This is a genomic window from Kitasatospora sp. NPDC051164, from assembly GCF_044455625.1.
Taxonomy (GTDB): Bacteria; Actinomycetota; Actinomycetes; order Streptomycetales; family Streptomycetaceae; genus Kitasatospora.
The window spans coordinates 208,102-221,787 of the sequence record NZ_JBITFB010000009.1; the positions used below are offsets into that span (position 1 = coordinate 208,102).

The following is a 13,686-nucleotide window of genomic DNA, read 5'->3' on the forward strand; positions in this document are numbered from 1 at the left end:
GAACGATCTGGTCTATCTCAACGGGGTGCCATCGCGGTGCGCGAGTTCGGTCTGACACGGTGGGTGCGACGGTCCGGCCCGGACGAATCCGGCGGCACCCCGGCAACCGGAAGATCGAATTCCTGGACCCTCGCGGCGACCTGCGTGGCAGCGGTGTCACTGGCGGTGTTCACCTTCTTCCGGCACGCCCACGCGGCCACCATGGTCGACATGCTGGTCTACCGGGCCGAGGGCCAGGCCGTCGTCCGCGGCGAGGACCTCTACGCGATGCGGCTGCCCGGCTGGGACCTGCCGGCCACCTATCCGCCGTTCGCCGCGATGCTCTTCGTGCCGAGCACCTGGTTCGACGTGAGCACCCTGCGCATCCTGGTGATGCTCCTCAACTACGCGCTGCTCGCCGTGGCCGTACACCTGTCGCTCAAGCTGGCCGGGTGGCCTAAGCAGCACCGCCCCGCCGTGGTGATCCTGGCGACCGGCCTGGGCATCTGGCTGGAGCCGGTCTTCACCACCTTCCAGTACGGCCAGGTCAACCTCGGCATCCTCTGCCTGGTGCTGTGGGACCTGACCCGCCCGGACCGCAACCGGTTCAAGGGCGTGGGCATCGGCCTGGCCACCGCCATCAAGATCACCCCGGGCCTGTTCGCGGTCTACCTGTTCCTGACCGGCCGGGTCCGGGCCGCGCTGGTCTCGGCCGGCACGTTCCTGGCGGCAGGCCTGATCGGCTGGGCCCTGCTGCCCGACGCCTCGTACGGGTTCTGGACCAGGTACCTGTGGGACCCGAGCCGGGTCGGCGTGACCGTCCTGGTGGACAACCAGTCGCTGCGCGGCGCCGTCTGCCGGCTGCTCGACGTCAACGACCCGGGCCTGGTCGGGCTGGCCGCCTCCGCGCTGGTCGGCGCCTTCGGGCTCGGGGTGGCGGTGCTGGCCGGGCGCTCGGCGCGGGTGCTGCGCCGGGCCGACGCCTGGGGCGGGGTCTGCGCCGCGTTCACCGCGCTGCTGGTCTCGCCGATCAGCTGGACCCACCACTGGGTCTGGTGCGTGCCGCTGATCGCCCTGCTGGTGGTCGAGGCCCGGACCAGGGCGCGCCAGGTCCTGCTCGGCGTGACCCTGCTGGTGTTCCTCTCGCACGTCATGTGGACGGTGCCGCACCGGTGGGGCCGCGGAGTCGACTGGTACTGGCAGCTGCCCGGCGCGATCTACCCGCCGATCGGGATCGCCGTCCTGGTCGTCCTGGGCGTGCGGGTCTACCGCGCCCGGCGGCAGGCCGTGGACGGGACCGGCGCCGGGGCCTGGGCGCTCCTGACCGCCAAGCCGGACCGCGATCCCGCGCTGACGAACCGGACCTGACGGACCGGACCCGACGAACCGGACCGACGGACCCCACACCGGACGGACAGACCTGACGTGACCACCCAGACCGCACCTCCGTCGCCGCCCGCCGCCGCGCCGGCCGCCCGGAACGCGGCCGCGGCCCTCCTGCTCGGCCCGGCCCGGCGCACCGCGCTGCTCACCGCGCTCTGCTTCGCGGTGATGTGCGCCATCGGCCTGCAGGGCTGGACGTCGGTGTCGCTCGGCGGCTTCGACCTAGGCATCTTCGACCAGGGCGTGCGCGGCTATGCCCACTTCGGGCTGCCCGTCTCCTCGCTGAAGAGCTACCACCACGAGTTCCCGCCCGGCTTCTCGCTGCTGGGCGACCACTTCTCGCCGGTCCTGGCACTGCTCGCGCCGCTCTACTGGATCTGGGACGACCCGCGCTCGCTGATCATCGGCCAGTCGCTGCTCTTCGCCGCCGGGGTGCCGCTGATCCGGCGGATCACCACGCACGCCTTCGCCGCCGCCCAGCCGCGCACCGCCCGGCGGGCCGCCGACCTGGCCGGCCTGGCCTACGCGCTCGGCTGGCCGCTGCTGGTCGCCGCCCGGGTCGGGTTCCACGAGGTCGCCTTCGCCGTGCCGCTGACCCTGCTGATGCTGGAGCGGGGCCTGGCCCGCCGGTACGGCCCGGTGGTGCTCGCCGCCGTACTGCTGTGCTGCACCAAGGAGGACCTCGGCCTGATGGTCGGCGCGTACGGGCTGGTGCTGCTGCTGCGCACCCGCCGTACCGGGGACCGGGCGGGCCGCTTCACCGGCCTCGGGCTGCTGCTGGGCGGGCCGGTCGCCTCGGCCGTCGCGATCACGTGGCTGATCCCGGCGATGGGCGGGGAGCCCGGCTACTACTGGAACTACACGGCGCTCGGCGCGGACGGCGGGGACGCGCTGCGCCACCTGCTGCACAACCCGTTCCTGCTGGTGCAGACGGCCTTCGACCAGCCGCTCAAGCCGCTGCTGCTGCTCTGGCTGTTCGGGACGACGCTCCTGTTGCCGCTGCGCTCGGCCACCGTGCTGTGCGCGGTGCCGCTGCTGGCCGAGCGGATCCTGTCCAGCAACCCCAACCACTGGTCGATCGCCCGGCACTACGACTCGCTGCTCTGGCCGATCCTGCTCACCGCCGCCGTCGAGGTGCTCGGCCGGCTGAGCAGCGCCGAGCAGCCCGCGTGGACCGTCCGGCGGGCGCGGCTGCTCGGCCTCGGCACGACCGGCATCGCGCTGGTGGCCGCCGTACCGATCGGGCTGCTACAGCTGGCCGTACCGGCCTCCTGGGAGGCCAAGCCGAGCGAGGCGGCGCTGGTGCGGGCGGCCGCGCTGATCCCGGACGGGGCCTCGGTGGAGGCGGACAACCAGATCGCGCCGCGGCTGACCGCCCGGACGGACGTGGTGCTGGTGGACGGCACGCCGCGCGGGCGCGAGTACGTGCTCACCCGGTCGAACAAGCGCTCCTTCCCGTTCGCCGCGGACACTGAGCAGGCCCAGCGGATCCGGCTGCTGCTGGAGCACGGGTACCGGCAGCTCTGGGCCGAGGACGGGGTGGTGCTGCTGCACCGGGAGAGCGGCGAGCCCGTGCCCGGCGAGCACGTGCCCGGCCCGGGCAGCAAGCCGGTCCAGGACGTGGTCCCGTCCGACGTGGGGCACGACCTCTTCCGGGGCTGACCTCTTCCCGGGCCGGCCTCCGGGCTGACACCGGACACGGCCGAGGGCCGGTCGGAGAACTCTCCGGCCGGCCCTCGGGTCGTGCTGGGGCGCGGGTCAGGGGCGGTCGGCGTAGGAACCGCTCTGCTGCGAGCCCTGGGGCGGGACGGCGCCGTAGCGGCCGGGCCGCCGGCCGTGCGGGTGCCGGGTCAGGTTGTAGCCGAGGACGCCCGCCAGCGCGGCCAGGAAGCCGCCGCCGATCGTCCAGTACCAGCGGCTGTTCCAACCGGAGAACCAGCCGGTGTACCAGTGCTCCTCCTCCGCCACCGGGGCGGCCGCCCTGGCGGTGCTCGCGCCGCCGCCGACCGGCGGGACCAGCGGGGCCTTCAGCTCCCCGCCCTCCGGCTGGGCGTTGTCGGAGTCGCCCTTGGCGGCGACGTGCAGCTGGACGGAGGCGGCCAGGCCGAGGTCCGGCTGCGGGACGTCGGTGACCGACAGCCGCACGTAGTAGGTGCCGGGCAGCGGGTCGCCGGACCACGGCTCGGCCCAGGTGCGGACCTCGCGCAGGGCGCAGTCGAGGGCCACCGTGGTGGCGGCCTGGTCGGCGGTGGCGTTCTGGGTGCCCGCGGTGCAGGCCTGGCGGCGACGCAGGCCGTCGAAGACCTCGACGGACCAGGTCTGCGGGCCGTGCCGGTCGGTCGCGGGGGCCAGATTGACGGACAGCTTGACCGTCGGGGTCTGGCCCTCGGAGGCGCCGAACGCCCAGTACAGGTAGTCGCCGGTGGAGGCGGCGACGTTGGCGTCCTGGCCGGGGGAGAGGTTGACCGCGGTCAGGAAGGAGGTGCCGGCCTTGGTGGCCGGGGCCGGGGTGCCGCTCGCGCTGGCCGAGGGGGACGGCGCGGCCGTGGCGGCCGGCGTGCCCAGGGCGAGGGCGGGCAGCAGGGCGAGGGCGGCGAGGGCGCCGCGAGTCGTCGTACGCATGGTCAGTTCTCCCGCCAGACGGCGATCCGCCACCGTGCGATCCAGCCGAACAGCAGACCGAAGACCAGGCCCGCCAGGGTGAGGGTGAGCAGCAGGATCCAGCCGCGGCCGAGGCCCATCGCGGCGCCCTCGGGGGCGGGCGAGGAGGAGGCCAGGTCGACGGTCAGCTCCAGCGGCAGGCCGGGGTCGGCCTGCACGCCGGCCTGCGGGGCCAGCGAGTTGCTGACGACCAGGCAGACGCTGGTCGCCGGCTTCTCCTTCGACTCCTTCGACGAGGAGGTCGGGCTCGCGGTGACGTAGCCCTTGGAGTCGTCGGTGGACCAGCGCAGGCCGGTGGAGATCACGTCGGTGCGGCTGCTGCCGGCGTCGGTGCCGCGGACCAGTTCCTGGCCGGTCGCGCTGGTGGCCTGCAGCAGGACGCCGTAGTCCCGGGCCACCGGGCGGTCCAGTGCGACGCTGACCGAGGCGCGCAGCTCCTGGCCGGCCTTGACCGGGACCTTGTAGACGCGGTGCTCGGAGAACTTCTCGCGGTCGGTGTAGACACCCGGGGCGAGCACCGGGGCGCTCTCGCACTTGTCGGTGCCGGAGGTCTTGACCGGGGCCACCGTGTAGGTGTCGTTGGAGCGGTCGACCAGCTGCTTCACCTTGTCGGTGAGCTGCTGCGGGGTGCGGACGTCGGTGTAGGAGCCGCCGGTCGCGTTGGCGATGCAGAGCAGCTGCTGGCGGGTCTTGTCGTCGTGGGCCAGGCCGAGGGTGTCGACCACCAGGTGGATGCCCTGGGAGGCGAGTTCACGGGCGACGTCGCAGGGGTCGGGCGGGGTGCAGGTGTCCTCGCCGTCGGTGATCAGCACCACGCGGCGGGTGGTCTCGCCCTTGCCGAGGTCCTGGGCGGCGCCGCGCAGGGCCAGCCCGATCGGGGTGAAACCGGTGGGCCGCAGGGTGGCGACCGCGGTCTTGGCCTCGACCTTGTCGGTCTTGCCGACCGGGAACAGCTGCTTGGTGTCCTGGCAGCCGAGGTTCTTGTCGTTGCCGGGGTAGTTGGCGCCCAGCGTGCGGATGCCGAACTCGGTCTCCGCGGGCAGCGCGTCGATCACCTCGTTCAGCGACTGCTGGGCCACCGAGATGCGGCTCTTGCCCTGGATGTCGGTGGCGGTCATGGAGCCGCTGACGTCCAGGACGAGGTCGACCCGGGGGGCCTCCTTCGGTGCGGGAGCGGCGCCGGCTGATGGTTCGTCGGCGTGGGCGGGCAGGCCGAGGAGCAGCGAGGCGCCCGTTATCGCCAGGGCGGCCAGCAGGCTGCCGAGCCTGGTCTGTGGTCGTCGTCCGGTAGTCACCCGGCCGATCCTAGGGATCATCAGTTCGCCATGGCGAAACGAGTCCGGACCGTACGTCGGTCCGATCCGGCCTGAACTCCGGCGCGCGGACGAGGAGTCCGCACGCCGACGCGGCCCGGAACCGGCCGGGCGGCGGCCGGGCGGCGGCTGGGGTGGGCCCCCCGGCGGGTCCGGCAAATGCGGACACACCGCAGCTAACAGTCCATCCACATGGATAGTGCTCGTTAGGGTGACGGACCAGGGTGCCGGCGCCGTCGCCTCGCAACGCCGCCGCCGGCTGACCCTCCCCGCCTGACAGCCGCCCCGATCGGCATCCCCCGGACGGCGGCACCGGGCACCCCGCGACCCCCAGGACGGTCCGTGGCGACACCCTCCGCCGTGACGAGATCCGCCGCCCGGCCGAGCCGGCCGGTGCCGACCAGGCGCACCACCGAGCTCGTCCTGGTGCTCGCCGCCGTCCTGACCGCCGTGTTCGGCTACGTCGAGGTCGGCGTCAACCTGGACGGCACGGCGCCGGCCGACGTGGCCGAGTACGGCGCCGCGCTCGGCGTGCTCGCGCTCGCGGCGCACGCCGTCGTCCGGTGGCGGGCCCGGTACGCGGACCTGCTGCTGCTGCCGATCGCGGTGCTGCTGAACGGGATCGGCCTGGTGGTGATCTACCGGCTCGACCGGGCCGCCCCGGGCCGCGCCGCCGCCTCCACCCAGCTGCTCTGGTCCGCCCTGGGGGTGGCGCTGTTCATCGCGGTGGCGCTGCTGGTGCGCGACCACCGGCGGCTGCAGCGCTACGCGTACATCGGGGCGCTGGGGGCGCTGGTCCTGCTGGTGCTGCCGATCTTCTTCCCGCCGGTGTACGGCTCCCGGATCTGGATCGTGATCGGGCCGCTCTCCTTCCAGCCGGGGGAGTTCGCCAAGATCCTGCTGGCGGTCTTCTTCGCCGCCTACCTGGCCGTGCACCGGGACGCGCTGGCGCTGACCGGCCGCCGGGTCTGGCGCCGACAGCTGCCGCGCGGGCGGGTGATCGGGCCGGTCCTGCTGATCTGGGCGGCCTTCGTCGGCGTGCTGGTGCTGGAGACCGACCTCGGGACCTCACTGCTGTTCTTCGGCCTGTTCGTGGTGATGCTCTACGTGGCCACCGCGCGCACCGGCTGGATCGCGATCGGGCTCGGCCTGGCCGTGGTCGGGGCGGTGACGGTGGGCCGGCTCTCGCCGCACGTGCACAGCCGGGTCGCGGACTGGCTGGACCCCCTGGGCTCGATCGCGGCGGGCCGGGGCGCCAACCAGATCGCCCAGTCGCTGTTCGCCTTCGCCTGGGGCGGCGAGCTCGGCACCGGGCTGGGCAACGGGCACTCGGTGCTGATCGGCTTCGCCGCCAAGTCGGACTTCATCCTCGCCACCATCGGCGAGGAACTCGGCCTGACCGGGTTGATCGCGGTGTTCCTGCTGTACGCGGTGCTGATCTCCCGGGGCTTCCGGACCGGCATCGCGCTGCGCGACCCGTTCGGGCGGCTGCTGGCGATCGGCCTGGCCTCGATCGTCGGGCTGCAGGTGTTCGTGGTCGCGGGCGGGGTGCTGGCGCTGATCCCGCTGACCGGGATGACCATGCCGTTCATCGCCCAGGGCGGCTCCTCGGTGGTCACCAACTGGATCATCGTCGCGCTGCTGGTGCGCATGAGTGACACCGCTCGGCGGTCCCGCATGAGCGATGTCGCTCATCGGTCCCTCATGAGTGACACCACTCAGGGCCCCGCGCCCCATGAGGAGGTCTGATGGCGCGCCGACGGCCGAGGGGCAACGGACCGCAGGGACTGCCCGGCATCTCGGTCACCGGGCGCCGCGCGGGCACCTTCTGCCTGCTGCTGGCCGCGGCGCTGTGCGTCCAGGCCACCCGGGTGCAGGTGTTCCAGGCCGACGACCTCGACCACAACAGCGCCAACCAGCGGCTCACCGTCGAGCGGTACGCCCAGCCGCGCGGCGACATCCTCGTCGGCTCGGAGCGGGTGACCGGCTCCGAGCCCACCGGCGGCCGGTACGCGTACAAGCGCAGCTACACCGACGGCCCGACCTACGCGGCCGTCACCGGCTTCGCCTCGCAGGCGTACGGCAACACCCAGCTGGAGGGGACCGAGGACGACCTGCTGACCGGCACCGACGGCCGGCTGGCCGGCTGGGCGATCTGGGACGCCGTCGCCCGCAAGCAGAACCCCGGCGGGGACGTGTACACCACGCTGAACCGGGCGGCCCAGGAGGCTGCGGTGCGCGGGCTCGGCGCGCAGAAGGGCGCGGTCGCCGCGATCGAGCCCGCCACCGGGCGGATCCTGGCGCTCGCCAGCACGCCCTCCTACGACCCCGGCGCCTTCGCCGGCTCCGCCGCCGCCGACCAGGAGGCCTGGAACCGGCTGCAGGCCGACACCGACCAGCCGATGCTCAACCGGGCGCTGCGCCAGACCTACCCACCGGGCTCGACCTTCAAGGTGGTCACCGCCGCGGCCGCGCTCGCGAACGGCGTGGTCACCGACATCGACGCGCCGACCGGGGCGCCCTTCCCGTACGTGCTGCCCGGGACGACCACGCCGCTGGTCAACGACACCCCGGCCTGCGACCGGCCCGGACTGTCGCTGGACGCCGCGATGACCGCCAGCTGCAACAGCGTGCTCGGCTACCTCGGGGTGCGCACCGGCCTGGACCGGATGGTGGCGATGGCCGGGAACTTCGGCTTCAACGACGCGAAGCTGGACATCCCGGTGCGCGCGGCCCGGTCGAACGTCGACACCGGGATGGACGAGTCGCAGCTGGCGCTCTCGTCGATCGGCCAGTTCGACACGGCGGCCACCCCGCTGGTGATGGCGATGGTCGCGGCCGCCGCCGCCAACGACGGGACGGTCATGTGTCCACAGCTTGTGGACAAGCTGACGAAGAGCGACGGCACCGCGGTGCAGCTGATGAAGCCCGCGACGTACCGGCAGGCGATGACGCCGGCGGTGGCCGCGCAGGTGCGCAGGCTGATGACCGACGTGGTGGAGAACGGGACCGGGGGCAACGCCCGGATCGGCGGGGCGGTGGTCGGCGGCAAGACCGGGACGGCCCAGCACGGGGTGGACAACAGCGAGACGCCGTACGCCTGGTTCATCTCCTGGGCCGAGCCGGCCGGCTCGGACGCGGTGCCGCCGGTGGCGGTGGCCGTGGTGGTCGCGGACAGTGACGCCACGGATGTCACGGGTGGCGCCCTGGCCGCCCCGATCGCCCGCTCGGTGATGCGGGCGGTGCTCGGCGGCTGACCCCCTCGGTGCCGCTGAGCTGCTGCTTTAGCGGCCCGATGGCAGATGCGCCGTTTGCGAAGTGTCCGGTTTGTACAGCGATATGCTCCGTTTCGTACAATGCGCTGATCCGGACTGTTCGTTTGCGACACTGGTGCTTTCGCCGGGTACTGTCCCATCTTTGTTCGGTTGGTCCCTGATGACACCCCCGGGTGTCCCGGATGGCCGGCCGCCAGGACACCCTCCCCTGCCCAGAAGGACCGCGGTTTTGGCCAGCAACACCATTGGTGCGCGTCTGCTGCGACGCAAGCCCGTCTCGTCACTGATCGCGGAGAGCGAAGGGCGCGACGCCCTTCCGGCCGGCGCGCCCGAGGAGGGTGGACGCTCCGGAATCCACCTGCGCCGCTCGATCGGCCTCTGGCAGCTGTCCGCGATCGGCATCGGCGCCACCATCGGCACCGGCATCTTCTTCGTGCTGAACACCGCGGTGCCCTCGGCCGGCCCGGCCGTCATCCTGTCCTTCGTGATCGCCGCGGTCACCGCCGGACTCACCGCGCTCTGCTACGCCGAGATGGCCTCCGCGATCCCGGTCTCCGGCTCCTCGTACTCCTACGCCTACGCCACCCTCGGCGAGGGCGTGGCCTTCGGCGTCGGCATCTGCCTGCTGATGGAGTACGGCGTCTCGGCCTCCGCGATCGCGGTCAGCTGGGCCGAGTACCTGAACAAGTTCCTCGACCTGGCCTTCGGGTTCAAGATCCCGGAGCAGCTGTCCGGTGCGCCGGACGGCACCCACTGGTTCAACCTGCCCGCGCTGCTGCTGGTCGCGATGGTCTGCGTCCTGCTGATCCGCGGCGTCAGCGAGTCGGTGAAGGTCAATGCGGCCATGGTCGGGATCAAGATCCTCATCCTGCTGCTGTTCATCGGCATCGCGCTCACCGGCTTCCACTCCGGCAACCTGAGCCCGTTCATGCCGCTCGGCATCGGCGGCGTGCAGGTCGCCGCGTCCAGCATCTTCTTCTCCTTCATCGGCCTGGACGCCGTGTCCACCGCCGGCGAGGAGGTCAAGAACCCGCGCCGCACCCTGCCGATGGCGATCATCATCTCGCTGGTGGTGGTGACCCTGCTCTACATCCTGGTCGCCCTGGCCGGCATCGGCGCCCAGCCCTGGCAGAAGTTCGACGGCCAGGAGGCCGGCCTCGCCCAGATCCTCCAGGACATCACCGGCCAGAGCTGGCCCGCGATGGTCTTCGCGGTCGGTGCGATCCTCTCGATCTTCAGCATCACCCTCGTGGTGATCTACGGCCAGACCCGCATCCTGTACTCGATGGGCCGCGACGGCATGCTGCCCAAGCGCTTCGCCGAGCTCTCCCCGCGCACCGGAACCCCGGTCTGGAACACCCTCGTGGTGGGCCTCGGCGTGGGCGCGCTGGCCGCCTTCGTCCCGCTGAACGTCCTCGCCGACATCACCAGCCTCGGGACGCTCATCGCCTTCTCGGTGGTCTCGATCGGCGTGATCGTGCTGCGTCGCACCCAGCCCGACCTGCCGCGCGGCTTCAAGGTGCCCGGCTACCCGGTCGTCCCGCTGGTCAGCGTCGGCTTCTGCGTCTACCTGATCACCGGCCTGCACGCCGACACCTTCCGGGCCGGGGGGATCGCCCTCGCCGTCGCCGTGGTCGTCTACTTCGGCTACAGCATCAAGCACTCGAGGCTGGAGCAGCCCGAGCGGGAGGCCGTCCCGGCGGACCGCACCGCCGGCTGACCGGCAGACCAACCAGACGTGAAGGGCCGCCGACCGGTACGACATCCGGCGGCCCTTTTCGTGCCATCACCCGCCCAGTGCCCGACGCCATGGCGACAGGGCCGGGCCCGCACCCATAACCTTCCACCATGGTGAGCACCCGCACGCCCGGCTTCTCCCGCCCGCGCGGCCGCTTCACCGGCCGCCGCAGAACGCCGGCCCAGTCCATCGCGACCGAGACGTCGTCCAGACCCGGACGACCACCGAGAGGCTTCTCCGTCCGGCCGTTCCCCCGACAGCGTGGCGAGAGCACCTTTCCGCCCACGCCCGATCGACTGAATCCCGCCAAGCTCGCCTCGATGCGGACCGTCCAACTGCTCGGCTGCCTCATCGCGGCCGGCTGGGCCGGAGCCTTCCCGCTCGTCTCCGACCTGGCCAACCAGCGGCTGTGGGGCCTGATCGCGGCCCCCGCCTACCTCCTGGCCGGTCTGCTCTGCCTGACCCTGCCGCGCCGCTTCGCGGCCCACGCCGGCGCTGCCGTCGCCCTCGTCGGCGCCGTCGTCGTGCCGCTCGGACTGCTCGCCCTGCACGGCCGCCACCAGTCCGAGGTCATGGTGGTCGAACGCTCGGCCCACCTGCTGCTCACCACCGGCGACGCCTACCTGCCCCACCCGGTGGTGGTCACCGACTACAACCCGTACCTGCCGGCGATGGCCCTGTTCGGGCTTCCGCGCCAGCTGCTCGGCGACTCCACCGCCTTCGCCAAGGTCGCCGGGGACGCCCGGATCTGGTTCGCGCTGACCTTCTTCGTCTGCCTGCTGGCCGCCTGGCGGCTGCTGCGGCCCGCCCGCCCCGTCGGCGGCGCCCCGCGCGCGCCCCTGCTGCCGCTGGCCGTCCTCACCGCCTCGCCGCTGATAGCGCTCGCCCTGGCGGTCGGCGGGGTGGACCTGCCGCTGATCGGCGTCTGCTGCCTGGCCATGGCGCTCGCCGAGCGGGACCGCACCGTCGGCGCCGGACTGGTGCTCGCCCTCGCCTGCACCCTGAAGTGGACGGCCTGGCCCGCCCTGCCGGTCGCCGTCCTGCTGCTCTGGCGGCTGTACGGGCGCCGACCCGCCGCCCGGACCGCGCTGATCGGGGTCGGGGTGAGCGTGGCCGTGATCCTGCCGTCCGTCCTGACCCAGTCGGACGCGCTGCGCGAGCAGGTGGTGCGCTTCCCGCTCGGGATGACCGCGATCCGCACCCCGGCGGGCAGCCCGCTGCCCGGCAAGGTGCTGGCCGGCTTCGGGCCGACCGGGCACGCCATCTCGCTGGCCCTGATGACCGTGGCCCTGATCGCGGTGGCGATCTGGCTGCTGGCCCGGCCGCCGGTCTCCGCGATCGCCGCCGCCGACCTGCTGGCCGCCGGGCTCGCGATCGCCTTCATGCTCGCCCCGGCCGGGCGGTTCGGGTACCTGGCGCTGCCGGTGGTGCTGGTGATCTGGCCCCGGCTGGCGGCCCGGCGCTGGAGCAGCCGGCGCCCGGCGCCGCCCGGCCGGGTGGCGGACGTGCCGGAGCCCGCCCTGCCGCGAGGCTGAGAGCGGGCTCCGTACGGGGGACCAGCCGTGGGTCAGTGGCCGGCGGCGGCCTTCAGGAGGGAGGCCACCGCCGGGCCCGCCGCGTCGACGCCGTGGCCGCCGCCCTGGACCTCGGCGGCCACCGCGATGTTGCCGCGGAAGGCGGTGAACCAGCTGTTGGTGGTGGACGCGCCCTGGACCTCGGCGGAGCCGGTCTTGGCGCCCGCGTTGTCGGTGATCCCGGCCATCACGTCCTTGGCCGTGCCGCCGAGGGCGGTGGCGTTCATCATCGCGCGCAGCTTGGCGGCGACGTCCGGCGAGATCTGGCGGGCCGCCGCCTGCTGCGGCAGGCCGGCGACCAGGATGGGCTGCTTGAACGCCCCGCTCTGGACGGTCGCGGTGATCGAGGCGATCGCCAGCGGGTTCATCTGGACCTTGCCCTGGCCGATGTAGTTCATGGCCTGCTCGTCCTTGCTGCCCGGCGTCGCCGGCACCTTGCCGTCGGTGTTCGGCAGGCCGGTCTTCCACTCCAGGCCGATGCCGAACACGTCCTTGGCGGTGGAGGACAGCGTCTCCGGCTTGAGGCTGGTCAGGCCCTGGTTGATGAAGGCCGTGTTGCAGGACACCATGAAGTCCTGCTGGAGCGTGTTGTTCGGGAAGGCGCCGGGGAAGTCGTTCGGGATCGCCACCGAGTTGCTGCTCTTCTCCGGGCAGGGCACCACGGTGTCCGGGTTGACCCCGGCCTCCAGCAACGCCGCCGAGGTGACGATCTTCATCGTCGAGCCCGGCGCGAGCAGCCCGGCGAAGGCCCGGTTCTGGCCGTTGGCGGGCGAGTTGGCGAAGGCCAGTACCTGACCGGTGCTCGGCTCGATCGCCACGATGGAGCCGGGCTTGCCGCCCAGGTCGGTCATCGCCTTCTCGGCGGCGGCCTGGACGGTGTTGTCGAGGGTCACCTTGAACGGCTTGCCGGGCTTCGGCTCGACGATGGTGAACAGCTTGTCGGTGGCGCCCTTGCCGGCCGGGTCGCTGATCACCACGGCCTTGCCCGAGTCCTGGTCCTTGGCCGGGTCCGGCGGGAGCAGCTTCTGGGCGTTCTCCTGGATGCTGTTCATCAGCGCCGGGGTGAGCGAGGCGCCCTGCAGCGGCTTGCCGTTGCGGTCCACCACGGTGGACGGCGGGGCGAAGACCTGCTGGACGGCGATGGTCTCGTTGCCGGACAGGTGGGGGTGGATCACCGACGGCGCCCAGTGCACGGCCGGGGTGTTGTCGCTCATCTTCACGACGCCCAGGAAGCCCTGGTAGTCCCAGGCCCGGTTGGTGCCCTCGAACTCGGCACGGGCCTTGAAGCTCATCAGCGTGCCGGTGGGCCCGGGCGTGGCCGAGGCGGACGGCGAGTCGCCGGCGCCCGGGGTGCCGGCCGCGGACGGCGTCGCGGAGGCCCCGGCGGAAGGCTTGGCCGGAGCGGGGGTGCCGGTGGCGGCGGCGAAGACCTGCTGGGTGGTCGGACCGGTCGGGGCGAGCGTCAGCGCGCTCGGCTTCACCTGGTCCCGGAAGGCGGTCAGCGCGGTGGTGGCCGCGGCCGGGTCGTCGGTCAGCGAGGCCGCCTTGGCGATGTCGCCGGCCGCCCAGGCCGCCAGGAAGTCCTTCGCGCCCGACGCCGCCTGGTCGGCCGACGGCGGTTCGGCGACCACCGTACGGGCCTTCTTGCCCCCGGAGTCGGAGTCCGAGCCCATCAGGCTGTACGCGCCGTAGCCGCCGCCCGCGAGGACGGCGATGGACACGCCGGTGATGATGCCGATCTTCGCGCCACTGCGCATGGTGCA

At 72.9% G+C, this 13,686-nt stretch carries 9 protein-coding genes; 6 read left to right on the forward strand and 3 right to left on the reverse strand.

Going from position 1 to position 13,686, the window contains the following annotated elements:
• The first annotated feature begins 144 nt into the window (after positions 1–144).
• Both ACIBEC_RS16075 and ACIBEC_RS16080 read left to right on the forward strand, forming a co-directional pair.
• Positions 145–1,347, forward strand: a complete 1,203-nt coding sequence (locus ACIBEC_RS16075) for a glycosyltransferase 87 family protein (RefSeq protein WP_360494298.1) — start codon at positions 145–147, stop codon at positions 1,345–1,347.
• Between the two features lie 57 nt (positions 1,348–1,404).
• On the forward strand, positions 1,405–3,024 hold the full coding sequence (locus ACIBEC_RS16080) for a DUF2079 domain-containing protein (RefSeq protein ID WP_360494295.1): 1,620 nt from the start codon (positions 1,405–1,407) through the stop codon (positions 3,022–3,024).
• A gap of 96 nt (positions 3,025–3,120) precedes the next feature.
• Here ACIBEC_RS16080 and ACIBEC_RS16085 read toward each other — a convergent pair whose 3' ends face one another.
• Positions 3,121–3,984 carry a peptidase gene (locus ACIBEC_RS16085; RefSeq protein ID WP_360494293.1) on the reverse strand — a complete coding sequence of 288 codons (864 nt, stop codon included), beginning with the start codon at positions 3,982–3,984 and terminating at the stop codon, positions 3,121–3,123.
• 2 nt (positions 3,985–3,986) lie between these two features.
• Complete coding sequence (locus ACIBEC_RS16090) at positions 3,987–5,318, reverse strand: VWA domain-containing protein (RefSeq protein WP_396287947.1); 1,332 nt, start codon at positions 5,316–5,318, stop codon at positions 3,987–3,989.
• Between the two features lie 378 nt (positions 5,319–5,696).
• On the opposite strand from ACIBEC_RS16090, the gene ACIBEC_RS16095 reads away from it, so the two are divergent.
• The 4 genes from ACIBEC_RS16095 (at position 5,697) to ACIBEC_RS16110 (ending at position 11,884) form a co-directional block, all read left to right on the forward strand.
• A complete protein-coding gene (locus ACIBEC_RS16095) occupies positions 5,697–7,085 on the forward strand; it encodes an FtsW/RodA/SpoVE family cell cycle protein (protein ID WP_360494287.1) in 1,389 nt (462 codons plus the stop codon).
• Positions 7,085–8,593, forward strand: coding sequence for a penicillin-binding transpeptidase domain-containing protein (locus ACIBEC_RS16100; protein ID WP_360494284.1), 1,509 nt, complete (start codon positions 7,085–7,087; stop codon positions 8,591–8,593). Before ACIBEC_RS16095 ends, ACIBEC_RS16100 begins: the two co-directional genes overlap by 1 nt.
• 178 nt (positions 8,594–8,771) lie before the next feature.
• On the forward strand, positions 8,772–10,331 hold the full coding sequence (locus ACIBEC_RS16105; RefSeq protein ID WP_396287948.1) for an amino acid permease: 1,560 nt from the start codon (positions 8,772–8,774) through the stop codon (positions 10,329–10,331).
• Between the two features lie 338 nt (positions 10,332–10,669).
• The gene (locus ACIBEC_RS16110) at positions 10,670–11,884 is read left to right on the forward strand and encodes a glycosyltransferase 87 family protein (RefSeq protein WP_360494278.1); all 1,215 of its coding nucleotides are present in this window, start codon (positions 10,670–10,672) and stop codon (positions 11,882–11,884) included.
• 32 nt (positions 11,885–11,916) lie between these two features.
• Here the strand turns inward: ACIBEC_RS16110 and ACIBEC_RS16115 are convergent, their stop codons facing one another.
• The gene (locus tag ACIBEC_RS16115; protein WP_360494275.1) at positions 11,917–13,680 is read right to left on the reverse strand and encodes a penicillin-binding transpeptidase domain-containing protein; all 1,764 of its coding nucleotides are present in this window, start codon (positions 13,678–13,680) and stop codon (positions 11,917–11,919) included.
• Positions 13,681–13,686: the final 6 nt, after the last annotated feature.

Coding starts and splice junctions, on each gene's coding strand:
- ACIBEC_RS16085 (WP_360494293.1), bottom strand. CDS start 3,984: ATGCGTACGACGACTCGCGGCGCCCTCGCCGCCCTCGCCCTGCTGCCC.
- ACIBEC_RS16100 (WP_360494284.1), top strand. CDS start 7,085: ATGGCGCGCCGACGGCCGAGGGGCAACGGACCGCAGGGACTGCCCGGC.
- ACIBEC_RS16105 (WP_396287948.1), top strand. CDS start 8,772: ATGACACCCCCGGGTGTCCCGGATGGCCGGCCGCCAGGACACCCTCCC.
- ACIBEC_RS16110 (WP_360494278.1), top strand. CDS start 10,670: ATGCGGACCGTCCAACTGCTCGGCTGCCTCATCGCGGCCGGCTGGGCC.
- ACIBEC_RS16115 (WP_360494275.1), bottom strand. CDS start 13,680: ATGCGCAGTGGCGCGAAGATCGGCATCATCACCGGCGTGTCCATCGCC.